The organism is Nocardia rosealba, assembly GCF_020216065.1.
Taxonomy (GTDB): domain Bacteria; phylum Actinomycetota; class Actinomycetes; order Mycobacteriales; family Mycobacteriaceae; genus Nocardia; species Nocardia rosealba.
In genome coordinates, this window is the sequence record NZ_JAIWNA010000005.1 from 356,218 (window position 1) to 379,940 (window position 23,723).

At 68.9% G+C, this 23,723-nt stretch carries 24 protein-coding genes and 1 riboswitch; of the genes, 12 read left to right on the plus strand and 12 right to left on the minus strand.

What is annotated here, in order from left to right:
* Nucleotides 1-104: 104 nt before the first annotated feature.
* Nucleotides 105-1,097 (plus strand): hypothetical protein, encoded by a 993-nt coding sequence (locus LDL21_RS20785; protein WP_225281396.1) that lies wholly within the window; start codon nt 105-107, stop codon nt 1,095-1,097.
* Nucleotides 1,098-1,102: 5 nt separating this feature from the next.
* Here LDL21_RS20785 and LDL21_RS20790 read toward each other — a convergent pair whose 3' ends face one another.
* The gene (locus tag LDL21_RS20790; protein ID WP_181701063.1) at nt 1,103-1,960 is read right to left on the minus strand and encodes a DUF1266 domain-containing protein; all 858 of its coding nucleotides are present in this window, start codon (nt 1,958-1,960) and stop codon (nt 1,103-1,105) included.
* A 62-nt stretch (nt 1,961-2,022) separates the two neighbouring features.
* On the opposite strand from LDL21_RS20790, the gene LDL21_RS20795 reads away from it, so the two are divergent.
* The 3 genes from LDL21_RS20795 (at nt 2,023) to LDL21_RS20805 (ending at nt 5,169) form a co-directional block, all read left to right on the plus strand.
* Complete coding sequence (locus LDL21_RS20795; protein ID WP_067495790.1) at nt 2,023-2,295, plus strand: DUF2277 domain-containing protein; 273 nt, start codon at nt 2,023-2,025, stop codon at nt 2,293-2,295.
* Nucleotides 2,296-2,407: 112 nt separating this feature from the next.
* Nucleotides 2,408-3,949 (plus strand): aldehyde dehydrogenase family protein, encoded by a 1,542-nt coding sequence (locus LDL21_RS20800; protein ID WP_225281397.1) that lies wholly within the window; start codon nt 2,408-2,410, stop codon nt 3,947-3,949.
* A 323-nt stretch (nt 3,950-4,272) separates the two neighbouring features.
* Entirely contained in the window at nt 4,273-5,169 is an 897-nt protein-coding gene (locus LDL21_RS20805; RefSeq protein WP_225281398.1) for a LysR family transcriptional regulator, read from the plus strand.
* On the opposite strand, the gene LDL21_RS20810 is transcribed toward LDL21_RS20805, so the two are convergent.
* Nucleotides 5,166-6,515, minus strand: coding sequence for an amidase (locus LDL21_RS20810; RefSeq protein ID WP_225281478.1), 1,350 nt, complete (start codon nt 6,513-6,515; stop codon nt 5,166-5,168). The genes LDL21_RS20805 and LDL21_RS20810 overlap by 4 nt on opposite strands.
* A 223-nt stretch (nt 6,516-6,738) precedes the next feature.
* Here LDL21_RS20810 and LDL21_RS20815 point away from each other — a divergent pair, with 223 nt between their 5' ends.
* Together LDL21_RS20815 and LDL21_RS20820 are read left to right on the plus strand one after the other, a co-directional pair.
* The gene (locus tag LDL21_RS20815) at nt 6,739-9,147 is read left to right on the plus strand and encodes a protein kinase domain-containing protein (protein ID WP_225281399.1); all 2,409 of its coding nucleotides are present in this window, start codon (nt 6,739-6,741) and stop codon (nt 9,145-9,147) included.
* Nucleotides 9,148-9,236: 89 nt separating this feature from the next.
* Nucleotides 9,237-11,012 (plus strand): serine/threonine-protein kinase, encoded by a 1,776-nt coding sequence (locus LDL21_RS20820; RefSeq protein ID WP_225281400.1) that lies wholly within the window; start codon nt 9,237-9,239, stop codon nt 11,010-11,012.
* Here the strand turns inward: LDL21_RS20820 and hpt are convergent.
* Genes hpt through dacB form a run of 4 tightly spaced genes read right to left on the minus strand, consistent with a single transcriptional unit; the run spans nt 11,003 to nt 15,282 of the window.
* A complete protein-coding gene (hpt, locus tag LDL21_RS20825) occupies nt 11,003-11,554 on the minus strand; it encodes a hypoxanthine phosphoribosyltransferase (RefSeq protein ID WP_067495798.1) in 552 nt (183 codons plus the stop codon). The genes LDL21_RS20820 and hpt overlap by 10 nt on opposite strands.
* A 47-nt stretch (nt 11,555-11,601) precedes the next feature.
* Nucleotides 11,602-12,750 (minus strand): tRNA lysidine(34) synthetase TilS, encoded by a 1,149-nt coding sequence (gene tilS, locus LDL21_RS20830; protein WP_225281401.1) that lies wholly within the window; start codon nt 12,748-12,750, stop codon nt 11,602-11,604.
* A gap of 3 nt (nt 12,751-12,753) precedes the next feature.
* Nucleotides 12,754-13,812: an Rv3626c family coenzyme F420 biosynthesis-associated protein gene (locus LDL21_RS20835; RefSeq protein WP_225281402.1), complete on the minus strand. Its 1,059-nt coding sequence runs from the start codon at nt 13,810-13,812 to the stop codon at nt 12,754-12,756.
* A 12-nt stretch (nt 13,813-13,824) separates the two neighbouring features.
* The gene (gene dacB / locus LDL21_RS20840) at nt 13,825-15,282 is read right to left on the minus strand and encodes a D-alanyl-D-alanine carboxypeptidase/D-alanyl-D-alanine endopeptidase (RefSeq protein WP_225281403.1); all 1,458 of its coding nucleotides are present in this window, start codon (nt 15,280-15,282) and stop codon (nt 13,825-13,827) included.
* Nucleotides 15,283-15,439: 157 nt separating this feature from the next.
* On the opposite strand from dacB, the gene LDL21_RS20845 reads away from it, so the two are divergent.
* On the plus strand, nt 15,440-15,928 hold the full coding sequence (locus tag LDL21_RS20845) for an inorganic diphosphatase (RefSeq protein ID WP_181701073.1): 489 nt from the start codon (nt 15,440-15,442) through the stop codon (nt 15,926-15,928).
* 68 nt (nt 15,929-15,996) lie between these two features.
* Here the strand turns inward: LDL21_RS20845 and LDL21_RS20850 are convergent, their stop codons facing one another.
* From LDL21_RS20850 to LDL21_RS20865, 4 genes are all read right to left on the minus strand, one after another.
* Nucleotides 15,997-16,227: a hypothetical protein gene (locus LDL21_RS20850; protein WP_067495806.1), complete on the minus strand. Its 231-nt coding sequence runs from the start codon at nt 16,225-16,227 to the stop codon at nt 15,997-15,999.
* Nucleotides 16,228-16,317: 90 nt separating this feature from the next.
* Nucleotides 16,318-18,048: a DHA2 family efflux MFS transporter permease subunit gene (locus tag LDL21_RS20855; RefSeq protein ID WP_225281404.1), complete on the minus strand. Its 1,731-nt coding sequence runs from the start codon at nt 18,046-18,048 to the stop codon at nt 16,318-16,320.
* Nucleotides 18,045-18,524 (minus strand): MarR family winged helix-turn-helix transcriptional regulator, encoded by a 480-nt coding sequence (locus LDL21_RS20860; RefSeq protein ID WP_181701077.1) that lies wholly within the window; start codon nt 18,522-18,524, stop codon nt 18,045-18,047. Before LDL21_RS20860 ends, LDL21_RS20855 begins: the two co-directional genes overlap by 4 nt.
* A gap of 89 nt (nt 18,525-18,613) precedes the next feature.
* On the minus strand, nt 18,614-19,435 hold the full coding sequence (locus LDL21_RS20865; protein ID WP_067640525.1) for a crotonase/enoyl-CoA hydratase family protein: 822 nt from the start codon (nt 19,433-19,435) through the stop codon (nt 18,614-18,616).
* Nucleotides 19,436-19,554: 119 nt separating this feature from the next.
* Between LDL21_RS20865 and LDL21_RS20870 the strand changes: the two genes are divergently transcribed.
* The 3 genes from LDL21_RS20870 (at nt 19,555) to LDL21_RS20880 (ending at nt 20,921) form a co-directional block, all read left to right on the plus strand.
* Entirely contained in the window at nt 19,555-20,031 is a 477-nt protein-coding gene (locus LDL21_RS20870; RefSeq protein ID WP_225281405.1) for a YbaK/EbsC family protein, read from the plus strand.
* 73 nt (nt 20,032-20,104) lie between these two features.
* Nucleotides 20,105-20,647: a flavin reductase family protein gene (locus tag LDL21_RS20875; protein WP_181701095.1), complete on the plus strand. Its 543-nt coding sequence runs from the start codon at nt 20,105-20,107 to the stop codon at nt 20,645-20,647.
* A gap of 13 nt (nt 20,648-20,660) precedes the next feature.
* Complete coding sequence (locus LDL21_RS20880) at nt 20,661-20,921, plus strand: hypothetical protein (protein WP_225281406.1); 261 nt, start codon at nt 20,661-20,663, stop codon at nt 20,919-20,921.
* Between the two features lie 29 nt (nt 20,922-20,950).
* Here the strand turns inward: LDL21_RS20880 and LDL21_RS30080 are convergent, their stop codons facing one another.
* A complete protein-coding gene (locus LDL21_RS30080; RefSeq protein WP_225281479.1) occupies nt 20,951-21,238 on the minus strand; it encodes an excalibur calcium-binding domain-containing protein in 288 nt (95 codons plus the stop codon).
* Here LDL21_RS30080 and LDL21_RS30085 point away from each other — a divergent pair.
* The gene (locus LDL21_RS30085) at nt 21,186-21,491 is read left to right on the plus strand and encodes a hypothetical protein (RefSeq protein WP_225281489.1); all 306 of its coding nucleotides are present in this window, start codon (nt 21,186-21,188) and stop codon (nt 21,489-21,491) included. The genes LDL21_RS30080 and LDL21_RS30085 overlap by 53 nt on opposite strands.
* A gap of 133 nt (nt 21,492-21,624) precedes the next feature.
* Here the strand turns inward: LDL21_RS30085 and LDL21_RS20895 are convergent, their stop codons facing one another.
* On the minus strand, nt 21,625-22,938 hold the full coding sequence (locus LDL21_RS20895) for an aminotransferase class V-fold PLP-dependent enzyme (protein ID WP_225281407.1): 1,314 nt from the start codon (nt 22,936-22,938) through the stop codon (nt 21,625-21,627).
* A 41-nt stretch (nt 22,939-22,979) separates the two neighbouring features.
* Nucleotides 22,980-23,094: riboswitch (SAM riboswitch) on the minus strand.
* Between the two features lie 171 nt (nt 23,095-23,265).
* Between LDL21_RS20895 and LDL21_RS20900 the strand changes: the two genes are divergently transcribed.
* Complete coding sequence (locus LDL21_RS20900) at nt 23,266-23,703, plus strand: MarR family winged helix-turn-helix transcriptional regulator (protein ID WP_225281408.1); 438 nt, start codon at nt 23,266-23,268, stop codon at nt 23,701-23,703.
* Nucleotides 23,704-23,723 lie beyond the last annotated feature (20 nt).

The window sequence follows — 23,723 nt, forward strand, 5'->3', positions numbered from 1 at the left end:
CGGTCTAGTCGATACATCGCGCAGTTCGGCTGCTGGTGCAGCTGCACTGGTAAACGGCCGGGGAACGGGAGAGGTTCCCGAGTACCCCGTCCGGGTTGTTGCAAGTGGCCACAATCATGTCATGCCCGTCTTATCGTGGGCGAGGACACAACTACAGCGCAGGGGGTACGGACATCGTCGAGCTACGAACACCCACAGCGATTCTGCGCCACGGCGAAGGGCGGCTCACCGTCCTGCGGCCGGGTACCGACGGCGAACGGGTTCTCGACGTTCCCATCGCCGACCTGCTCAAAGTCCGGCTGAACCGCCGCGCCGACGACGCGGTGGTGATCGAGATCTATCTGCGTTATCCCACCGCCGTACTCACCGGTGTGCCCGCCGACCGCACCCCGCTTCCGGTGCTGATCGCCGAACACGACGTGCCGACCGCGCTCGGCATCGTCGACCGGATCAACGACCAGATCATGGCCACCCAGCGCACCGATATCGCCGCGCCCGATCTCACTCCGCCCGCTCCCGAGTGGGGCAAGTCCGGGCCGGTCCGCGCCGACGTGGATCGTGCCGTGCGCCGGATGGCGCCGCGCAAGGACGCCCGCTCGGCGATCAACGCGCTGCACCGGTACGTCACCTCCGACGAATACGTGCTCGAGACCGCGATCGCCATCGCCTCGCCGCCCGCCGGCTCGGGTACCGGGCTGCTCGCGGCGACGACCGACCGGCTGCTGTTCATCGGCATCGGCGGCGATCGTTATGCCCACGAGCTGCCCGTTCCCGCGATTCTGGGCGCCAGGACGGTCGAGAGTCATGCGGCGCCCGGTGAGATCGACACCAGGCACGGCGGCTCGGGGATGGATGTCGGCGACGGCAATCGCACCCTGCATTTCGCGGGTGTCGACCGGGCCGATATCGAACGGGTCACCTGTGCGGTGAACTTCGCCGTGCGCAGGCAGGCGGCCGACGGCGCGCCGGGGCCCGCCGATCCCGGTGTCACCCAGCTCTACAGCGAATGGGAACTGCTGGTGGAGCGGCATTCGCTCGGCATGGTCGACGACACCCAGTTCCAGCGCTACGGCCGCGGGATCCTACGCAGCCTGTAGGCCGGTCAACTGGGTTCTTCGGTCGGCGCCTCGGTCTTCGGTTCTGAGTCGTTGAGTTCGATGCGCCGCCAGGGGCTGGTCGGGCGGGTCCACAGCCGCAGCAGTTCCATCCGCCGGTCGACGCCGCCGTTCTTGAGTTCGGCGAGGTCCTCGGTGGCCTGCCAGTAGGTCCAGCCCGCTAGATAGGCGTCACCGAACTGGCGCCAGTTGCGGTAGCGGCGCTGGGCGGGTGGCAACGCGCGCATGACGTACTCCCATGCCACATCGGCCTCTAGATAGCCGGCCGTGAACGCCATCCGCGCCACCGCGACCACGCGCGCCAGGTCCCAGGCGTGGATGTCGTTGGGCAGGGGGCGGGCCAGGTGCTCGGTGAAACCGATCTTGATGGCCTGGGCCCAGATGTCGTAGTCGCGGACCAGCGCCTCCGGGTTGTCCATCCCGCGGAAGGAACCGACCTGGCGCAGGAAGGCGCGGTGCCGGTCGGCGCGTTCGCCGAAACGGTCGCGTTCACTGGCATTGACAGACGCCATCACCAGCGGATGCACCAGCGCGTACAGGGGCGCGTGCATGCCTTCGAGGAGCTGTTCCATCGAGGCGCGCGCCTCGTTGCCGTCGGTGATCCCCCACGCACCGGTGAGCGTGTCGATGGCGAGTTCGCGCCGGTCACCGAGAGGGTGTTCGCGTTCGGGACCGAGCAGCATGGCGTCGTGGAAGGCGTCCCAGCGGGTGGAATAGAAGGCACCGAGTGCCAGGGCGCGCAGTTCGTCGTCGCTGACGCCCGCCCCCGACCAGTGGTCTTCCTCGCGCTCGTCGAGTTCCGGGTAGGGAAAGGTGGTCAGCGCTGGTACTCCCCGAGCAGGCATGCGGCCGAGTCTAGTGTCTTCTTGCCCTGCAGTGATGTGCCCCACAGGTCTATTGTTCTGTCATGTGTAGAAATATCACCGTCTTGCGTGGTCTGGAGCCTGCCGCCACCGAGCAGGAGATCTACGCTGCCGCCTTGCAATATGTGCGCAAAGTCGGCGGCATCTCCGGGCTGAGCAGCACCACCAAACCCGCGGTCGACAAGGCCGTCGCCGCCATCGCCGCGGCCACGACCACCCTGCTCGCCGAACTCCCCGACCGCCGCGTGCCGCCGCCGACGGAACCACCGTTGCGCCGGATCGCGGCACGCGATGCCGAGGTGTCCGAGACCGGCTAGACCGAGGACGATTCGCGCGCACCGGGGAACCGGTGCGCCGATAACCCGTGACGTACGGGCACGACCGTGCCAGGCTGGTTGTGATTCACACAACGCAGTGGGGAGCACAACCGTGACACATATCGACCAGGTGATCGACGTCCGCAACCCGGCAACGGGCGAATCCGTGGGAACGGTGCCCGTCACCGACCCGGACGACGTCGCGGCCGCCGTCCGCGAACTGCGCCTCTACCAGCCCGAATGGGAGGCCATCGGGCCGAACGGGCGCAAGGAGTGGCTGCTGAAGCTGCAGGACTGGTTGATCGACAACACCGAACACCTGGCCGATGTGCTGCAGTCCGAGACCGCCAAGCCGCGCGTCGACGCACTGATCGACCCGGCCTTCGCGGTCGATCTGGCCGGCTACTACGCGCGCCGGGCCGCCAAGTTCCTCGGCGACGATCACCCGTCGCCGCACAGCCCGCTGGCCAGGGTCAAGGCCCTCACCGTCACCTATCGGCCGTATCAGGTGGTCGGTGTCATCACGCCGTGGAACTTCCCGCTCGCGATGCCCGCGATCGACGTGTTCCCGGCGCTGGCCGCCGGTGCCGCCGTGATTCTCAAGCCGTCGGAGGTGACGCCGCTGTCCGCGGTCGAGCTGGCCCGCGGCTGGGCCGAGATCGGCGCGCCGCCGGTGTTCAAGGTGGTGACCGGCGCGGGCGCGACCGGAGCGGCCGTGGTCGACAACGCCGATTACATCCAGTTCACCGGTTCCACCGCGACCGGCCGCAAGATCGCGCAGGCCTGCGCCGACCGCATGGTGCCTTACAGCCTCGAGCTCGGCGGCAAGGACCCGGCGATCGTCCTGGCCGACGCCGACTTGGACCGCGCCGCGCACGGCATCGCCTTCGGCGGCATGTTCAACGCCGGTCAGGTGTGTATTTCGGTGGAGCGCGTGTACGTCGAGGCACCGGTCTACGACGAATTCGTCGAGAAGCTGACGGCGGCGGTCGCGGCGCTGCGCCAGGGCGCCGACGACCGGGAGTCACGCAACGACGTCGGCGCGCTGGCCAACGAGAACCAGCTGCGCATCGTGGAACGTCACGTGAACGAGGCCGTCGCGGCGGGCGCGCGGGTGACCACCGGCGGTAAACCCACCGGCGTCGGCACCTTCTTCGAGCCGACAGTGCTTGTGGACGTTGATCATTCGATGTCGTGCGTCGCCGAGGAGACCTTCGGTCCGACCCTTCCGGTGATGAAGGTGGCCGACGAGGACGAGGCGGTACGGCTCGCCAACGATTCGATCTACGGCCTTTCCGCGTCGGTGTGGACGGGTGACAAGGCGCGTGGGCAACGCGTGGCGCGGCGACTGAACGCGGGCGCGGTGAACATCAACGACGTATTCGCCAACCTGTTCAATTTCGCCATGCCGATGGGTGGCTGGGGCAAATCCGGCGTCGGCGCACGCTGGGGTGGCGCGGCCGGAATCCGGAAGTACTGCCGCGCCCAGGCGATCACGGCGCCGAAGCTGCCGACCATGTCCAAGGAACTGTTCTGGTTCCCCTATGACATGAACAAACTCGTCGTGGCGGTGGCGGCGATGCGGTTGGCCGGTGCGCGTGGGCTGCGGCGAGTGGACCTGGCCAAGGTGTGGCGACTCAAAGGCGGCAAGTAGGTCCCCCAAACCACATTGTGATCAATGTCACTGACTTGTCGGTTCTGCGTGGTCAGCGAGCCGCCGCAAGGCCCCGCGACAGCGCACGGAGCGCCGTTCCCGCTGTGAAAAGCAACGCATTTACCCTGGTCAAACGCCCAGGTGTCGCGATGCGGCCGCTCACATCGGTCGTCGGCGAAATTCGATCAGGCTCGGTGGTGCGTTGCACCATGCCAGGCCATATGCTGTGAGATACCGACCTGGTGACTGTTTTGACCCGCTTTCGCGAACTTCTCTGCCCGTTTTGGCTAGATTTTCCCGACCGATTCTGATAGCAAGGTGCTATGGACCCGCATTTGCGCGATCTGCGGTATTTCGTCGCCGTCGCTGAGGAACTGCATTTCACCAACGCCGCTCAGCGGCTGCATATCGCCCAGCCGACGCTTTCCCGCCAGATCCGCCAGCTCGAACGCCAGCTCGACGTGGTCCTGTTCGACCGCAATCAGCGCAGCGTCGCCCTCACCGTCGCCGGTAAGGAACTACTCGAGGGCGCCCGCAAGATCCTCGAGCTGTGGGAGGTGACCAACGTGTCCCTCCAGGAAGCAGGCGAGGTGCTGCGCGTCGGCATCCAGTCCGCGCTCGGTCGCGGCCTGCTCAATGATCTGGAAAGCGCGAGCGGACACCGCCTCGCCCTGCACGCGGCGTCCTGGAACGACCCGTCGAGCGGGCTCGCGGGCCGCCAGGCCGACCTGGCCCTGGTGTGGCTGCCGCTGCCCGACCCCAACCGCTACCGCTGGCAGGTGCTGCGCACCGAGCCGCGCTGGGTGCTGCTGCCGGAGAACCACGCGCTGGCCGAGCGCGACACCATCGAGTTCGCCGATCTGCTCGACGAGCCGTTCGTCGCCCTGCCGACCGAAGCCGGCGCGGTGCGCGACTTCTGGCTCGGCAACGACGCGCGCGGTGGTCGCGCGGCCAAGATCGGCGCCGAAGCCGCCACCCCCGAAGACAAGCTCGAGGCCGTGAGCCTCGGCCTCGGTGTGTGCCTGCTGGCCGAGAACAATGTGCCGATGTACCGCTGGCCCGGTCTCACCGCGCGACCGGTCGCCGGTCTTTCGCCGTGCGAGCTGGCCGTCGCCTGGCGCGCCGACGACACCCGTCCGACGATTCTGGAATTCGCCGGTCGCGCTGTCGACGGTGGTTTCTCCGAGCCCGCGCAGGCACCGCAGCCGATCGCGGTCTAGTTCGTCAGTTCGAGTTGGGCGGCCAGGCCGAGCAGGGTCGCCTCGGTGCCGGGTGGGCCGGCCAATTGCGCGGCGAGCGGGGTGTGCGCCTCGGGATGGATGCCCATCGGCAGTGACGCGGCCGGCCAGCCGACCAGATTCCACACGCCGGTGAACGGTGCGTAGCGCACCGACGACACGACATTGGCGGCCCAGCCGCGCCTGCTCCACTGCCGCGCCTTGGGCGGCGGGGCGGCCAGCGTCGGGGTGATCACCACGTCGAAATTCTCGAAGAAGTCGAGCAGCCTGGCTTCGGCCCGGTCGGCCTGACTCGGCCGGACCAGGCGCAGGCGGCGGATGAGCCGGCCGAGGGCCAGGTGCCTGCGGGTGCGTGGTTGGAGCCGGTCGGGGTCGGCCAGTCGCTCGGCGTCGGCCAATCCCGCTGTCGGCCAGCGCAACAGCATCGCCAGTGCCGCGTCGCCGTAGGGCAGTTCGACGGGCTCCACCAGGTGCCCGGCCGCTGCCGCGCGCGCACCCGCGGTGCGCGCCGCCGCCGTCCAGTGCCGATCGACCCGGACCAGTCGCGACGGCGGAGCCACGGCCAGTCCGATACGTAGTCGCTGCGGTGGCCGTAGGTCGGCCAGATCGCTGCGGTCGGCCAGCACCGAGAGGGCGAGGGCGGCGTCGGAGACGGTGGTCGCGAGGATGCCGTTCTCGGCCATGCCCGCCCAGGAGTCGGCGCCGATACCGGCCGGAACCACGTCGCGACCGGGTTTGATGCCGAACACACCGCAGGCGGCGGCGGGCACCCGGATCGAGCCGAGCCCGTCGTTGCCGTGTGCGATGGAGACCAGGCCTGCCGCCACGGCCGCGGCCGCGCCGCCGGAGGAACCACCCGGCGTGCGGCCCACATCGCGCGGGTTGCGGGTGACGCGCCCGTCGGCGTCGGTGTTGGCCCACAGGCCGAGCTCGGGCATCGCGGTCAGCCCGACGACGATCGCGCCCGCCGCCCGCAATCTCGCGACCACCGGGTGATCGGCCGTTTCCACCTCGGCGGACGTGGCGGCCGAGCCGGCCGTGGTCGGCTCCCCCGCGACGGCGATGTTCTGCTTCACCGCGACCGGAACCCCGGCCAACGGCAACTCGTCCAGGTCGGGTCGCGCGGTGAGTTCGAGTGCCTCCGCGCGCGCCTGCTCGGACCGCACGACGGTGAAGGCGTTGATCTTGTGGTTCTCCGACGAGATGCGGGTGAGCGCGTCGGCGACCGCGTCGGCGGGCGTGATCGTGCCCGCTCGCACCCGCGCGGCCAGTGCTGCGGCCGGGCCGCCGATCGGGAAGTCGTCGGCGGGTTGGTGGGAGGAGTTCATCGCCACCTCAGCGTCCGTCACGCCGTCGTCGTCGACGGACTCCCATGCTACCGCTGTGAGGTCATCGTGCATGTGCGGATTCGCCCCCGTCGCATGGTCGTCGAAAATCGGGTGATCAGCTCTCCAGGCGCAAGTTATCATTTCGGGTACGGCTCGGGGCACGATGACGTCGGGTGTGGCGGATGGAAATTCGTACCGATCCGCGCGAACCTTAGGTCGGCTGATGAGTGATAGCACCGCAAGCGGTGAACAACCCGACGCGAGTACCGGTCGGTATCTGAACGTGCGCGCCGACATGGTCGAGGCATTCGCCGCCGCCTGGGGCACGGTCGACGGTGAACCACCCGATATCGCCGAGTTCCTCCCCGATGCGCGCACGCTGCGCAGGCAGGCGTTGCACGAGTTGATCCGGGTGGATCTGCGTCAGCGGTGGCTGCATCACGCCGCCGAGACCATCCCTCGCAAGCGGCTCACCGAGTACTGCGCGGAGTTTCCCGAACTCGAACCCGAGGCGCTGCCCGCCGGGTTGGTCTTCGAGGAGTTCGTGATCCGCAGGCACAGCGGTGAGCGGGTCGATCCGCGCGACTGTCTGCGCGAATACCCGCACCAGGCCCCCAGCCTGCGCGCCCTGCTCAACGCCGACGACCTGGACCAGAGCACCCACCGCGTCGTCGACCCCGAGGCGACGGTGAACCAGCCGGCCGAGCAGACCCGTAGTACCCAGATGTCGAACTTCGACTTCACCGCGACAGCGACCGCGCCCGCGTCAGCGCCCTCGGCCGCCACGGCGGCCGGTTCGGTGCCCGGTGCGTTCGTCGCGCTCGACCGGATCGAGATCGGTCAGCGGATCGGCGACTTCGAGTTGCTCACCGGACTGGGTACAGGTGCGTTCGCACGGGTGTTCCTGGCGCGGCAGCGGTCGATGCAGCGGCTGGTCGCGGTGAAGATCTCCGCCGACCGCGGTACGGAGCCGCAGACGCTCGCCCAGCTCGACCACGACTACATCGTCCGCGTGTTCGATCAGCAGTTGCTCGACGCGGATCCCGAGCCTACGGGCGCGCGCCGGTTGCGGCTGCTGTACATGCAGTTCCTGCCGGGCGGCACGCTGCTCGGCCTGTTGCGCTGGGTCCGCTCGACCGCGCCCGCCGAGCGCAGCGGCAAACTGCTGCTCGAGGCGGTCGACGCGGCGATGGAGGAGAAGGGCGAGATCCGCCCGACCGATTCCAGTGTGCGCGCCGAGATCGCCGCCCTGAGCTGGCCCGAAACCGTCGCCTGGTTGGGGCGCAGGCTGGCCGAGGCGCTCGACTACGCCGCCGCGCACGGTGTGCTGCACCGCGACGTGAAACCGGCGAATGTGCTGCTCACCGCCGAGGGCGTGCCCAAGCTCGCCGATTTCAACATCAGTTTCAGCCGGTCGGTCGAAGGCACGAGTCCGGTCGCCTACTTCGGCGGGTCGCTGTCGTACATGTCGCCGGAGCAGCTCGAGGCCTGCCATCCCGGGCGCGGCCGCAGCGCCGCCGACCTCGACACCCGCGCCGACATCTACTCCCTCGGCGTGGTGCTGTGGGAGCTGCTCACCGGGGCGAAACCGTTCGACGACTCCACCGCCGAAGCCGAGGGCCGAGGCGACGAGACCACCCTCGAGGCCATGCTCGAGCGCCGCAGTTCCGGCGTCGACCCGGCCGCGATGGAGCGGGTACCGCCGAACTGCCCGTCGGCGCTGCGCCGCGTTCTGCTCACCTGTCTGACGCCCGATCGGGCGGGCCGCTGGGCCGACGGCGCGACGCTGGCCAAACAGTTCGACCTGTGCCTGGACGAACGTGCTCGTGACCTGGTCGACCCACCGCCGAACAGCTGGCGGATCCGGTTGCGGCGTTGGCCGCTGCTGGTTCTCGTACTGGCCATCGGCATTCCCAACGCGCTGGCTTCCTGGTACAACATCCAGCACAATCAGACGCTGGTGGTGAGCCGGCTCGGTGAGTCGGCTCAGCAGACGTTCATCATCATCACGGCCGGGGTGAACCTGGTGTTCTTCCCCGCCGGCGCGGCGCTGCTGATCTATCTGGCCCGTTTCCTGTTGGGTGTGCCCGGCGGATTACGCAAAGGCCGACGCTACGACCCGGCCACCCTGCGCCGGGCCAGACACGACACCGTGCGGTTCGGCGACCAAGCGGTGGTCGTCGCGTTCTCGCTGTGGGCGCTGGCCGGGGTCACCTTCCCCATCGCGCTGCAACTGGCCACCGGCAATGTGCCCGGCCGGGCGGTGGTGCACTTCCTCGCGTCGCTGCTGGTGTGCGGGGCTATCGCGGTGGCGTATCCGTTCTTTCTCGTCACGTTCTACCTGATCCGCTGCCTCTACCCCGTGTTCCTGCGCCACGGTGAGATCAGCGCCGACGACAGCGCCTGGCTGCGCGGGTTGAGCCGCCGCTGCACCTGGTACCTGGCCGTGGCCGCCTCGGTGCCGCTGCTCGCGGTGGCCGGGCTGACGTTCCTGCCGCCCGCCGACATCCCCTCGGTGATCGTCGCGGTCCGGGTGCTGTGCGTGGGCGGCATCATCGCGTTCATCTGGTCGTATCTGCTGTTCCGTGCGCTCGAGGCCGACCTGCGGGCACTGGAACGGGTGGTGAGCTGAACCATCACGCACGCGCGCGCGTATGCCCAGCCGTGAGCCCCACCCGCACCGCGGAAGCGACCCGGCCCTCGCCTGTCCACAGCGCGACCATGCATCCGGCCGATTGCCGTGCGCTCGACCGGATCGAGGTCCATACACGGCTCGGCGATTTCGAATTGCTCACCGAATTGGGCGCGGGCGCGTTCGCGCGGGTGTTCCTGGCAAGGCAGCGGTCGATGCAGCGGCTGGTCGCGGTGAAGATCTCCGCCGACAGCGGCACCGAACCGCAGACGCTGGCCCGCCTGGACCACGACTACATCGTGCGCGTCTTCGACCAGCAGGTCCTCGACGGCCCGACCCCGCTGCGCCTGCTGTACATGCAGTTCCTGCCCGGTGGCACCCTGCTCGGTGTGCTGCGCTGGGTGCGCGCCACCCCACCCGCCGAACGCACCAGCGCCCTGCTGCTCGACGCCGTCGACGCGGCCATGGAGGAAAAGGGTGAGATCCGCCCGGGCGACTCGGCGGTGCGCGGCGAGATCGCCGCACTGACCTGGCCCGAGACCGTCGCGTGGCTGGGCAGCAGACTCGCGGCCGCGCTGAGCTACGCCGCCGCACGTGGCGTGCTGCATCGCGACGTGAAGCCGGCCAACGTGCTGCTCAGCGCCGAAGGCGTGCCCAAGCTGGCCGATTTCAACATCAGTTTCAGCCACTCGGCCACCGAGGTGTCCGCTGCGTCCTACTTCGGTGGCTCGCCGGCCTACATGTCGCCCGAGCAGCTCGAAGCCTGCTACTTCGGGCGCGATCCCGCCGACCTGGACACTCGCGCCGACATCTTCTCCCTCGGGGTGTTGCTATGGGAACTGCTCACGGGGACAAAGCCTTTCGACGGCGACAACGACGACCCGGCCGCGGTGCTGGACCGCCGCCACGGTGCGGTGGTCGGCGAGCTGCCCGCCGATTGCCCGGCCGCGTTGCGCCGAATTCTGCTCACCTGCCTGTCGCCCGAACGCGAGAATCGCTGGTCGGACGCCGACCTCCTGGTCGCGCAATTCGAGCTCTGCCTCGACCCCCACGCCCGCGAACTCGTCGACCCCCCACCACGCAGCTGGCGAAACCGCTTGCAGCCGTACCTGTTTCCCGTACTCGCCCTGGCGATCCTCATCCCGAATCTGCTGGCTGCCTACTACAACCGGGGACTCAACATGTCCCTGCTCCACGGGCTCGACCCCGCGGTCCAACCCATCCGGCGGACCTACGCGATCACCATGAACGCGGCCTTCTTCACCGCGGGCGCCGCAACCATGATCTATCTGGGCAGAAGGCTGCTCACCGTGCCCCGCCGACTGCGCGCGGGCAGACCGTGCGAGCCGGCCGTGCTCGCGCGCACCGGCCGCGATTGCCTGCGCCTGGCCGACTGGGCCGTGGCCGTGGCCTTCGTCCTGTGGATCGCGGGCTCGGCCGGACTGGCGATCACATTGAACCTGGTCGACGACCCACCGATGCGCACCGCGATCCACCTGCTGCTGGTCGCCTGTCTGTGCGCCGCGGTCGCGATGACCTACCCGTTCTTCCTCATCACCCTGTACCTGGTGCGCTGCGTGTATCCGCTGCTCCTGCACCACGGTCAAGACCTGCGCGCCGACCACGCGGCGCTGTCGGGCCTGCGCGCCCGCTGCCACCGGTACCTGGTGGTGGCCGCGTCGATTCCGCTGCTCACCATCGCGGGCGCGACGTTCCTGCCGGTCGACGACCTGCTCGCGACGCTCGCCCCGCTGCGCACGGTGTGCGCGGGCGGGGTGCTCGGTTTCGTCGGGGCGCTGCTGGTGTTCCGGGTGATCGAGACCGATATCCGCGCGCTACTGCGCGTGGGCTCGGCTCAGGAGTAGACGGCGGGGTTCAGGGTGCCGATGTAGGGCAGGTCGCGGTAGCGCTCGGCGTAATCGAGGCCGTAGCCGACGACGAACTCGTTGGGGATGTCGAAGCCGACGTGAGCCACGTCGACCGGGGTGCGTAAGGCGTCGGGCTTGCGCAACAGGGTCACCACTTCCAGCGAGGCCGGGTTGCGGGTGGCCAGGTTGCGCTTGAGCCACGACAGGGTCAGGCCCGAGTCGATGATGTCTTCGACGATGAGGACGTTGCGGCCCGCGATGTCCTTGTCCAGGTCCTTCATGATGCGCACGACGCCCGAGGACGAGGTGGACGACCCGTAGGACGACACGGCCATGAATTCGAGCTGGGTGGGGATGGGCAGGGCCCTGGCGAAGTCGGTCACGAAGAAGATCGCGCCCTTGAGGACGCAGATCAGCAGCAGGTCGCCTTCGGGAGAATCCGGCGGGTACCGCTTGGCGACGAGTTCGGCGAGCTCTTCGATCTTTGCCTTGATCTCGTCTTCGGTGATCAGCACCGACGCGATGTCGTCTCCGTACACGGAAGTGGGTATCCCTTCGTGGTGTCGGTCCCGGCTCGACCGATCCATTATGTGGCATCGAAACGCGGCTGGGCGCGCACGGTCAGCGTGCCATGTTCACGCACTACGACCAACCGGTGGGCCCTGCTCCCGCCCCCGATCGCCACCCCGCCCTGACCGCGCCAGTTGCTCACCAGCTCGTCGATCGACTGTAAGTGGGTGTTCATCAGGCCGCTGACGCCCTGTTCGGTCAGCCAGGCGCGGATCGCCCGGCGACGCAGGGCCGCCGGTGCAGTGGTCAGAATCTCGATCGCGAGGGCGGACCGATCGCTGTCGTCGCCGCCACTGCCGGGTCCGGCGTCTGCCCCTTCGTGGATCATCGGCCCACCGGTCTCGCCGACGCCACCAGCGGGCCGAGCCGACGACGGCCCTTCAGCGGTCGGCGACCGGGTCTCGCCGAGCACAGCTCGGGGTCGAACGGCAGGCATTCGGGCGGCGCCCAGGAGTTCGCGCGCGAGGTCGTCGAGGACGGCACCGTCGGCGCGCAACTGGTCGGCGGTGCGAGCCAATGCCTGCGCCACGCCCCCGCCGAGCACGTCCTCGAGCAACGGCAGCACTTCGTTGCGCACTCGCACCCGCGTGTAGGCCGGGTCGTCGTTGTGCGGATCGCGCCACGCCTCGAGCCCCAGGTCGGCGCACAGCTGCTCGGTCTGCGCCCGCCGGACCCCGAGCAACGGCCGCCCCCACGGCTCGTTCCACGCCGCCATCCCCTGGATGGACCGCCCACCCGACCCACGCGCCAAGCCGAGCAACACCGTCTCGGCCTGATCGTCGAGGGTGTGCCCGAGCAGAACCGGCCGACCGTCCCGCACCGACTCCAGCGCCGCGTACCGAGCCGCTCGAGCCGCCGCCTCGACCCCGCCCTCGCGTCCGACCTCGACCGCGACGACCTGCGCGTCCACGCAGCCCAGCGCGAGGGCTTGTTCGGCAGCCCGCCGGGCGACCTCGCCCGACCCGTCCTGTAGCCGGTGATCCACGACGACGGCGGTCACCGCCCCGCACTCGATGACGGCGCCCGCGACCAATGCCAGCGAATCGGCGCCTCCCGACAAGGCGACGACGATCGGACCGCGCTCACCGTGCGCGCTGAACCACTGACGCACGGCACGGCGAACTGCCAGCACCGCCGGGGTTTCGGGGAGTTTCGGCGTCCGCACCGGCTACAGCACGCGGTCGATCCACCGTTGCGGCGCATCGACCTCGTCGAGTCGAGGCAGCGTGTCCGCATTCGTCCAGATGGTGTTGAACTCCGTGACACCCACCCGCTCGACCACCGCGTCGACGAATTTCTTGCCCCGCACGTACTGCGCCACCTTGGCGTCCACGCCGAGCAGCGCCCGCAGGATCCGCTGGATCGGGTTGGATGGCTTCTGCCTGCGCCGATCGAAGGCGGCCCGGATGTGGGCGACGCTCGGCACCACCGAGGGGCCGACGGCGTCCATCACGTGGTCGGCGTGCCCTTCGAGCAGGGTGCCGAGCATGAGCAGCCGGTCGAGTGCCTCGCGCTGAGGTGGCGCCTGGGCCGCGCGCAGCAGGCCGACGATGCCCTTGGCGTTCGGATCGTCGGCGAGGTCACCGCTGCGGCGGGCGCGCAGTTCGCCGACGAGCCGGGTGAGCATCTCGCTCATCGGTTCCTCGCCGACCTCGCTGAGGATGTCGACATTGGTGCGCATGTATCCGGCGAGCCAGGGTGCGGAGGAGAACTGCACCCGGTGGGTCACCTCGTGCAGGCACACCCACAGCCGGAAATCGCTGGAGTCGACACCGAGGGCACGTTCGACACCGAGAATATTGGGCGCGACCAGCAGCAAGGTGCCGTCCTCACCGGTGAACGGGTCGTATTGGCCGAGGATCGCGGTGGACAGGAACGCCAGCATGGTCCCGGCCTGCACGCCCGCCGGTTTCCCCGCGAACGGGCCTTTGCCCGCGCCGGTGCCGGTGAGCACCGACATCGAGTCGGCGGCCGCCGCGATCCAGCCGGGCCGGTCGACGATCCGCGCCTCGGGTACCGGCCGGTCGTCGAGCAGCCCGCTTACCTCGCGCACCGGCATCTCGGCGAGGATCGAGGCCGAGGCCAGTTCGGCGACGACCTGTTCGGCGGTCTCGCGCGAGGTACGTGGTCCCGGTGGCGCGAGCAGCGCCCCGGTCCTCGCGGCCAGCCGCCAGTCGACGACCGCACTGAATCCGGGATTCTTGCGCCCGGTCTTGTCCTCGCTCATCGCCACCCGCTCTCAGGAACATCCACAGTTGCGCAGGGCACCCGCCACCGCGTCGAGCGCGGGTCTGCTGACCTCCGGCAGCCGGTCGTTGGACATGAGCGCGAAGGTCAGTACCCGCCCGTCCCGGTCGAGCACATATCCCACCAACGCGCTTGCCACGCTCAGAGTTCCGGTCTTGGCCCGCACCCAGCCCGCGCCCTCGCGGTTCTGGGTGACGAAGCGCGGGGCCAGCGTCCCGGTTCCGCCCGCGACGGGCAGGTCGTCGAGCAGGGGCGCCAGAGCCGCTGCGCGTGGATCGTTTTCGGGCCTGGCCTGGGTACCGGCCGGCACCACGGCGGCGTCGCCGGTGGGCTTGGCGGCGGTGGCGACGATGGTGTCGAGCAGTCGCGGCGGCACCCGGTCGTCTACGGACAGGCCGCTGTTGTCGGCCAGGTGCAGGCCGCTCACGTCGAAGCCGGCGCTGGTGAGCGCGGCGGCGGTGGCGGCGGTGGCACCGGCGAAGGACGCCTCGCGTCCGGTGGCGACGGCGAGTTCGCGCCCGATGGTCTCGGCGAGCACGTTGTCGGAATGGATCATCATGTCGTGCAAGCGGATTCGCAGCGGCGCCGACTCGACCTTCGCGATCTCCGCACCGTTGCTCGCGGCCTGGCCGACGCGCACGGCGGCCGGGTCGATGCCGAGTTCGGCGGCGAGGGCGCGGCCCGCGTCGAGTGCGGGGGTCGAGGTGCGCGGTGAGTAGTCGGCCGACGGGTCGAACCGCCCGCCGTCGAGCATCACCGGTTCGATGGGGGTGATCGAGCCCTCGGGGATGTCGATCGGGTCCCAGCCGGCCGCCATGGTCGGACCGGTGTAGGCGGAGGTGTCGACGACGATCGCGCTCGCCTGCTTGCCCGCCGCCTTGATCTGTGCGGCGAGGTCGGCGATGCGCGGACCGTCGGTGTAGTAGCCGCCGTCGGCGCGGGTGGTGAGCGTCGGATCGCCGGCGCCGACGAGCACCAGCTCCCCCGGCGCTCCGGCGACGACGCGGGTGGCGACCCGCTGATCGTCGGGCAGGGTGAGCAGCGCGGCCGCGACCAGCATGATCTTGGCCGTGGACGACGGGATCATCGCCTTGGTCGGCTCCTGGCTCCAGAGCACAGTTCCGCTGGTCGGATCGGTGACCTGGCCCGCGAACGCGCCGAGATCGGGGCTGCTGGTCACCTGCGCGAGCGCGGCGGCGATCCCGGCGACCGTCGGCGCGGGTGCGTCCGATCTGGCCGGGGCGATGGCGGTGGTCGGGGTGGCGGCAGACGGCGCGTCGGCGACGGTGAGCCCGCCGTGCCGGAATTCCGGCGTCCACGGCCGGGCGATCACCGCGAAGCCGCCGCCGATCAGCAGCAGGGCGACCACCACCGCTGACAGCCAGATCCACCCCGACCGGCGACGTCGCGGCTCCTGCCATCCGGGATTCTGTTCGCTTGGACCGATCACGACCGTCGTTTCTCCTCTAGCCCGCCCGACGCCCGGCCGCGCTGAGCCGCCTGCCGCACCGGTGTTCCAGCACACCACACTATCCTCGTTGCGCAACGGTTCCCCAGAACGATCTGGCGATTCGGCACACAAGCACTCGAACGAACAAGGAGATGGCGTGGAGTTCGACGTCACCATCGAGATTCCCAAGGGTTCTCGGAACAAGTACGAGGTCGATCACGAGAGCGGCCGGGTGAAGCTCGACCGGTACCTGTACACCTCCATGGCCTACCCGGCCGACTACGGCTTCATCGAGAACACCCTCGGTGAGGACGGCGATCCGCTGGACGCGCTGGTGCTGCTGCCGGAATCGGTGTTCCCCGGAGTCATCGTCGAGGCCCGCCCCGTCGCGGTGTACCGGATGACCGACGAGGCCGGTGGCGACGACAAGATCCTGTGTGTGCCCGCGGGCGACCCGCGCTGGGATTACATCCAGGACATCACCGACGTCCCGGACTTCGAGCTGGCCGCGATCAAGCACTTCTTCGAGCGCTACAAGGATCTCGAGCCCGGCAAGTTCGTGAAGGGTTCGGAGTGGCTCGACCGCGCCGAGGCCGTCAAGATCATCGACGAGGCCTTCGCCCGGCTGAAGGAATCCGGCCACTGAGCCGATAGACGCCGAAAAGCGGGAAGTCCGAAGGGGATTGGACTTCCCGCTTTTCTGTTCCTGGTGGATCAGTACCAGATGTAGAGGTCCCAGCCCTCCCAGGTCTCGACGCACTGCCAGTAGTAGCCGCCGGTGTAGGACGACTCGCCGTCGGCGCGGCACTGGTAGAGCTCGTAGTAGGTGCCGTAGTACGTGCCCTCCGGCGCGGCCGCTGCGGCGGTGCCCGCGGTGACCGTCGACACCCCGGCGACGGTAGCCAGGGCCAGCAGTGCGGCGGCGATGGTGGTCTTGATGCGCATGTCGTTCTCCTGATGTTCGTTGCGACATCAGGAACGTTATGGCTGTTCGACCGCCGAAACAGCCACCCCTAGGGGGCCTTTCGGGCCCACCTAGGTCGCTTCACCTTTCCCACCCTTCAACGACTGCGCGGCGGTGTCGGTCAGGGCGCCGATGCCCTCCGCGGCTTTCGCGTCGCCCGCCGCCTGCAGGCCACCCGACATTCGCAGCGGCACTTCCTTCCAGAACAGCACGAGCAGCAGTGCCAGCAGCGCGACACCGGTGGCGAACAGGAACACCGTCGACATGGAGTCGGCGAAGCCCACCTGGAACGGTTCGGCCAGCTGCGGGTCGAGCTGCTGGATGATCGAGCTGTCCTGCAAGACCTTTCCGGCCGCCGAGGTGTCCTGGGCCAGCAGACCCTGCGACAGCGCGGCGTCGGCCGGGTTGCTGCTGCGGGCGCCCTCGACCACGGCCTGCTGGTAGGCCGGATCGGTCGCCGCCTGCCGCAGTTCGTCGGTGATGTTCGGGGTGAGCAGGGTGAACAGGACCGAGAGGAACACCGCGGCACCGAGGGTGCCACCGATCTGCCGGAAGAACGTGGCCGCGGCGGTGGACACACCCATGTCCTTGGGCGGCAACGCGTTCTGCAGGGCGAGGGTGAGCGGCTGCATCAGATTGCCGAGGCCGAAACCGGCGACCGCCATGAAGATCATCGCCAGCCACAGCGGGCTGTGCGCGTCGAGCAGGTGCAGCAGGAACAGGCCGAGAGTGAGCGTGGCCGCACCGATCAGCGGAAAGGCGCGGTAGCGCCCGGTTTTGGAGATCAACCGGCCCGAGAGGATGGACCCGAGCATCAGCCCGAGCACCATCGGCAGCATCTGCAGACCCGCCTCGGTCGGCCCCGCACCGCGCACCACCTGCAGGTATTGCGGCAGCAGCAGCATCCCGCCGAACATCGCCGCACCGACGACGAACGAGATGACCACCCCGAGGGTGAAGGTGACATTGTCGAAGATGCGCAACGGGATCAGCGCCGCGTCACCCATGTACTTCTCGATCGCGACGAACCCGATCAGCCCGAGCGCGCCGATCACGTAGCAGACCACCGAACCGGTACTGCCCCAGCCCCACTCGCGCCCCTGTTCGGCCACGATCAGCAGCGGGACCAAGCCGACCGCCAGCACGAGCGCACCCGCGAAGTCGATGCGGTGCGTGGCGTGCGGCTTGCGCGGCAGGTGCAGCACCCGCGTCACGACGACCAGTGCGAGCAGGCCGAGCGGCACGTTCACCAGGAAAACCCAGCGCCAGCCGGTGATGCCGAGAATGCTGTCCTGCCCGGCCAGCAGGCCGCCGAGCACCGGGCCGAGCACACTCGAAATACCGAACACGGCAAGGAAATAGCCCTGGTAGCGGGCGCGTTCACGCGGTCCGATGATGTCGCCCATGATGGCGAGCGCCAGCGACATCAGGCCGCCCGCGCCGAGGCCCTGGAAGGCGCGGAACGCGGCGAGCTGATACATCGATTGCGCCAGCGTGCACAGCAGCGAACCGATGATGAACAGCCCGATCGCGGTGAGGAAGAACGGCTTTCGGCCGAACATGTCCGAGAGCTTGCCGTAGAGCGGGGTGCTGATCGTCGCGGTGATGAGGTAGGCCGTTGTCGCCCAGGCCTGCAGCGAGTAGCCGTGCAGGTCGTCGGCGATGGTGCGGATGGAGGTCGACACGATCGTCTGATCGAGCGAAGCCAGCAGCATGCCGAGCATCAACCCGGACAGGATGGTCAGAATCTGGCGATGGGTGAAACCGGCGGGCGATTCCTCCAAGGCCACGGTCGTCGTCACGAGTCGTTCTCCGATGGGTTGAGCGTGAGGAGCAGGGGCCGGGCCCGGTCGTAGTCCTCCACGAAGCGGGTGAGCAGGGCGGCGAAACGCTCGCGGTCGGGTTCGGGCCAGTCCTGGGTGACGATGGTGATGGATTCGCGACGCCGCTCCCGGATCCGGTCGGCGGTCTCGCGGCCGTAGTCGGTGGCAGCCAGCACGGTGGCGCGGCCGTCGTCGGGGTCGGCCATGCGGACCACGAGCCCGCGTTCCACCAGCTGCGCCACCTGCCTGCTCACCGTCGAGGCATCCGAATTCACCGCCTCGGCCAGCGCGCCCGAGCGCATCGGCCCGTCGCAGACCAGCCGGAACAGCACAACGAAGCCCGCCGGTTCGATGCCCGAGCGGTCCTTCATCTGGGCGAGGGCGCGGTCGCGCAGCCGGTGCAGGCGCACGAGTTGGACGGCGATCGTGTCGATCGCCGGGTCGTACTCCGTCACCGCATCACCCTTTACTTGTATCAGTCAACTAGTTGTGTAATGCAAGTATGTGGGCAGACCGGCTGCCGGGGCAACCGTTTAAGCTGGCTTTACTCGCCCTTGAACTGCGGGGCGCGCTTCTGGAAGACCGCCGTCATCGCCTCGGTGAGGTCGTGCGAGGGCAGGAACGCCGCGTTCCACGCCGAGACGTAGCGCAGACCGTCGGCCACGCCCGGGGCGGTGCGGTGCTCGAGCACATCCTTGATGCCCTGCACCACCAGCGGCGGATTGTCGGCGATCTCGCGCGCCATCGCGTGCGCCGCCGCGAGCACCGCTTCCTGATCGGCGAACACCTCGTTCACCAGACCGATCCGCTCGGCCCGGGCCGCGTCGATATCCTTTGCGGTGTAAGCCAATTCGCGCAGGTGGCCCTCACCGATGATGCCCGGCAGACGCTGCAGCGAACCGATATCGGCCACGATCGCCACCTTCGCCTCACGCAGGCTGAACTTGGCGTCGGCGCTGGCCAGGCGGATGTCGGCGGCCGCGATCAGGTCGAGCCCGCCACCGATGCACCAGCCCGACACCGCCGCGATCACCGGCTTCACGCAGGTGGCCACCGAGGTGACGGAGTCCTGCATGCGCCGGACCTCCTTGAGGAACTCGGTGCGCTGGGCCGCCTTGGCGCCGTCGGCCAGCACCGGGCCGAGCGTGCCACCCATCGCGGCCAGGTCGAGGCCGTAGGAGAAATGCTTGCCCGACCCGGTGAGCACCACGGCGCGCACCTGCGGATCGGCGTCCAGCTCGGCGAAGATCTCCGGCAGTTCGCGCCAGAAATCCGGTCCCATCGCATTGCCCTTGCCGGGCCCGGTCAGGGTGACCTGGGCGATATTGTCGGCGATCTCGACGGCGAAGGCCTTCCATTCACTCATGCGCTGATTATGGCCTCATCGGGTGCGCCCACCCCGTCCGGCGTCCGGAGCGAATTCGCGGCAACCCGAAAATCTCACTCTCCCGGCATAATTCGACCGACAGTCCTACTCTGGATGACATGCGCAGGTCGTCCTTGCCTATGGTCGCGTGCCGGGTGGCCGACACGCTCATCGCGCGCGGCCACCACGGCGTCATCGTCTCCCCCGACACGCCGACCACCAGCGCCCTCGATGCCGCGCGCGCCTTCGGTGCCCACCCCAGCGCCATCACCACCGCGCAGCTGTTCCTCCTCGACAACGACCCGGTCCTGCTGCTGGTAGCCGCCCATCACCAGGTGGACCTGCACCGCACCGGCCCCCGCCTCGAAGGAAAGCTCACCCCCTGCCCCACCGCCCTCGCCGAGCGCGTCACCGGTCAGCCCATCACCGGCACCGCCCCCGTCGGCCACCCGACCAACCTGCCCACCTGGGTCGACACCGCCCTGTCCGCCCATCGCGAAATCTGGGCAGCGGGCGGCCACCCCACCACCGTCTTCCGTACCAGCTACCGCGAACTCATCCGCATCACCGCGGGATTGCCGGTGGACATCGACTGAAGGGTTTTCCTCGGCGTGAGCCTGTCCATAGGCGGGCTCGGATGGCGGGCGTAGTTTGGGGCCTGTGGGTGATATGCAACGAACTCCGGCCGACCTCGTCGTTCCCGACGACCTGAGTGGGATCACCGCCGAGCAGTATCGGGCGTCGATGCGGCACTATCCGGCGGGCGTCACGGTGGTGACGATCGGCGCCGAGACCGGACCGGTGGGTTTCACCGCCACCTCGTTCGCGTCGCTGTCGCTGGAACCGCCGCTGGTGTCGTTCAATATCGCGCACACCTCGTCGAGCATCGCGGCCCTGCGCGCCGCCGACTCCGTGGTCATCCATTTTCTCGGCGAGCACCAGCACCACCTGGCCCACCGCTTCTCCCGCTCCGCCGCCGACCGCTTCACCGACCGAGCCCTCTGGACCACCCTCGACACCGGCGAACCGATCCTGCACGGCACCCCCATCTGGCTCCGCACCACCATCCACCAACTCATCGACCTGGGCGACCACACCCTCGCGGTAGGCCTGGTAACCCGAGTCCACGACGAATCAGCCGACTCCCCCTCCGCCGCCCCCCTGCTGTATTACAACGGCAGATACCACCGCCCCACCCCCCTCGACACCTGATCCGCTCCCCGCCATGAGCGAGTTCCGCGTGACCGGCGTCTACCCCGTGAGCTTCCGGCCGACTCCGTTCGTAGTCGGCTATGCCAGCGGGAATTTCGATACGGGCGATACCGTCGAACTCCGGCGAGCAGGCACTCCGATTGCTCGAGGGGTCCTACAGGGGATGCACATCCACCTCAGCCCTCGAGGCGAATACTCGTTCTTCTTCTCGGACAACATCTCCGAACACGTCCGCATCGACGATGTCATCCACACCATCGACACCACGGCTTAGCTGCTCGACGCGTAGCCGGTTCCGCGTTGTCAGCGCCGTTCGCAGGCCACGCCGTCGCCGTCTCGGTCCAGATGGCTGCCATAGCCGGGTTCACCGCGATGGAGCGGAGCAGCGCCGGCTCGTCGCGCGGCCTCGCAGCTGTCGTAGTAGACGTCGGCGGGCGACGGAAGCTCGGGTTCGGGCAAATCGACCGTAGGCGGCGGCACATACGGCGTAGTCGCCGGTGGGGGCGGGGCAACCGGCGTGATAACCGGCGGGGCCGAGGTGACCGTCGTTGTCGGTACCACCACCGTCGGACGCGCCACCGTCGTCGTCACCGTCGCGACCGGTGGCGGCGCAATCGGTGCCGCTGTCTCGACCGAGGTAGGGGGCAAGACGATCGAGGTGGTCGACGATGGGACGACGCGCGTCGTCGAGGTCGACACGATCTTGTCGGACTCCGATTCGCCGAACACAGCTCCGATCACCGAGAGCCCACACAATCCGAGAACACCGATTCCGACCACCCACGGCCATCGCCGCTTCTTGTCGCGCTGCCTCGGCGGACGAGCCCACGGATCGGGTGGCTGAATCGGTCGCGTCATTATTTCCCCTTAGAAGTACCTGGTAGGTCGGGGGCTTCATCGCGACCGATTCGGGGCTCGTTACCCAATTCGGTGACACGCCAAACGCATTGGTCGAACTTTGCTTCCCGATCAGCCGATCAGCCGATGAGGCAAGGGGTAGCGCCGGTGGGGTCGGGGGTGAGGGGGCGGGTTTCGGGGGTGGGGTTCCAGTGGCCGTTGGTGGGGGCGTAAGTCCAGGTGGGGCCGGTGGTTACCAGGGTGGTGAGGGCGGTGATCAGGCGGTCGATGTCGGCGGGGGTGGTGCCGAGGCCGATGCTGGCGCGGAGGGCGGCGTCGAGGCCGAGACTCGTCAGGAGCGGATGGGCGCAGAAACGGCCGTCGCGCAGGCCGATGGCGTGTTCGGCGGAGAGGTAGGCGGCGACGTGGCCGGGGGTGTAGCCGTCGACGGTGAAGGCGACGATGCCGACGGAGTCGGGGCTGTCGGACCAGATGCGGACGGGTCGCACACCGGGGATCGCGGCGAGGCCGTCGCGCAGCCGGTCGGCCAGGGTGCGTTCGTGAGTGACCAGTTCCTCGGGGTCGAGGGCGGCGAGCGCGTCACAGGCGGCGGCGATGGCGGCCGCGCCGAGGACATTGGGTGAGCCGGCTTCGTGGCGTTGCGGCGCCGGCGCCCACTCCGCTTCCGCCACACCGACATTGCGCACCGCGCCACCACCGGCCAGGTACGGCTCGGCCGCGTCGAGCCAGTCGCGCCTGCCGACGAGCACCCCGGATCCGAACGGCGCGTACAGCTTGTGCCCGGAGAAGGCCAGGTAGTCGATGCCGCTCTCGCGCAAGGAGATCCGCCGGTGCGGCGCCAGCTGGGCGGCGTCGACGAGGATCCGGGCACCACACAGATGCGCGATATGGGCCAGGCCCTCCAGCGGCAGCACCTCACCGGTCACATTCGACGCGCCGGTGACGGCGAGCAGAGCCGCCGGCCTGCTGCACAATTCGGCGACGATCCGCTGAATGGTCTCCTCGAGCGTCGCGGCGGCCCGGACAACCCTTCGCCCGTTGCGCGTCCACGGCAGGAAGTTGGCGTGGTGTTCGATATCGAGCACCACCGTCTCCCCCGGCACGCATCCGGCCAGCAGGTTCAGCGAGTCGGTGGTGTTGCGGGTGAACACCACGACCTGGTCGTCGGCGGCGTCGAGGAACCGGGCGACCGAGCCGCGCGAGGCCTCATAGCACTCGGTGGAGATCCGCGAGGCGTACCCGGCGCCGCGGTGCACGCTGGCGTAGTACGGCAGCAGTTGCGAAATCCGGTCGGTGACCTGGCGCAATGCGGGTGCGCTCGCCGCGTAGTCGAAGTTGGCGTAGGTGTTCGTTCCGCCCTGGACGAGCGGAACGCGCAGGTCGGCACCGGAAACGGCGGCGAGGGCACAGGTGGGGTCGATAACAGCGGTCATGACGAATATCCCGTCGGCTCAGGGACTCACCACGTAGAGAGAGTCCGCGCTTGCCGCGTCCACTTCGGACGTCGGCCTGGTCGTCACCCGGAGCACCCCACCGCGGAGGAGGGTTGCCGACCAGCTAGCCGGGGCTTGTCGCTGGTACTCGTGACCTGGCATCGAGATTGGCAGACGATCCGGGCCGCTGTCAACCACCGATCGAAAGATGTTGCTCGCCACCATGTCTCGATTGCCCCTGGATTGCCCATGCGCCAACAGGCGGCAATCCCGATCATGGACACCCCAAATGATTGAGTCCCCCCACTATTTGCTAGAGTGGCCGCCATGCCTTCGACCACGAACCCCGAACGCGGCCTGGCGCGCTACCCGGTGTACGCGCTCGGCAGGCTCACCAAAGCCATGCACGCCGAGATCGACGTCCCGCTGCGTGACCACTGGGTGCTCACCTTCATCGAGGAGAACGCCGACCTCACCCAGAAGAAAGTCGGCGAGTCGCTCGGCATCGACCGCAGCGAGGTGGTCCGCCTGATCGACGCACTGGAGGGCGCGGGCCTGGTCGAACGCACCCGCGACGGCAAGGATCGCCGCAAATACCGGCTGCGCATCACCGACGCGGGCCGCAAGCAGTGCAAGCGCACCGACAAGCTGATCGCCGAGGCCACCGCTCGCGCTCTCGCCCGGCTCGACGCCGACGAACAGGCCACCCTGCACCGGCTCGCGCTCACCGCACTCGGCGAGACACCCGCGGCGCCCGCCCCGTAGCTGCCGGGCGCGCCCGACAA

Excerpts from the sequence above, each read along its gene's own strand:
- LDL21_RS20790 (WP_181701063.1), bottom strand. The coding sequence starts at position 1,960 with ATGCCTGCTCGGGGAGTACCAGCGCTGACCACCTTTCCCTACCCGGAA.
- LDL21_RS20795 (WP_067495790.1), top strand. The coding sequence starts at position 2,023 with ATGTGTAGAAATATCACCGTCTTGCGTGGTCTGGAGCCTGCCGCCACC.
- LDL21_RS20805 (WP_225281398.1), top strand. The coding sequence starts at position 4,273 with ATGGACCCGCATTTGCGCGATCTGCGGTATTTCGTCGCCGTCGCTGAG.
- LDL21_RS20810 (WP_225281478.1), bottom strand. The coding sequence starts at position 6,515 with ATGAACTCCTCCCACCAACCCGCCGACGACTTCCCGATCGGCGGCCCG.
- LDL21_RS20815 (WP_225281399.1), top strand. The coding sequence starts at position 6,739 with ATGAGTGATAGCACCGCAAGCGGTGAACAACCCGACGCGAGTACCGGT.
- LDL21_RS20820 (WP_225281400.1), top strand. The coding sequence starts at position 9,237 with ATGCATCCGGCCGATTGCCGTGCGCTCGACCGGATCGAGGTCCATACA.
- LDL21_RS20835 (WP_225281402.1), bottom strand. The coding sequence starts at position 13,812 with ATGAGCGAGGACAAGACCGGGCGCAAGAATCCCGGATTCAGTGCGGTC.
- LDL21_RS20850 (WP_067495806.1), bottom strand. The coding sequence starts at position 16,227 with ATGCGCATCAAGACCACCATCGCCGCCGCACTGCTGGCCCTGGCTACC.
- LDL21_RS20865 (WP_067640525.1), bottom strand. The coding sequence starts at position 19,435 with ATGAGTGAATGGAAGGCCTTCGCCGTCGAGATCGCCGACAATATCGCC.
- LDL21_RS20870 (WP_225281405.1), top strand. The coding sequence starts at position 19,555 with ATGCGCAGGTCGTCCTTGCCTATGGTCGCGTGCCGGGTGGCCGACACG.
- LDL21_RS20875 (WP_181701095.1), top strand. The coding sequence starts at position 20,105 with ATGCAACGAACTCCGGCCGACCTCGTCGTTCCCGACGACCTGAGTGGG.
- LDL21_RS20880 (WP_225281406.1), top strand. The coding sequence starts at position 20,661 with ATGAGCGAGTTCCGCGTGACCGGCGTCTACCCCGTGAGCTTCCGGCCG.
- LDL21_RS20895 (WP_225281407.1), bottom strand. The coding sequence starts at position 22,938 with ATGACCGCTGTTATCGACCCCACCTGTGCCCTCGCCGCCGTTTCCGGT.
- LDL21_RS20900 (WP_225281408.1), top strand. The coding sequence starts at position 23,266 with ATGCCTTCGACCACGAACCCCGAACGCGGCCTGGCGCGCTACCCGGTG.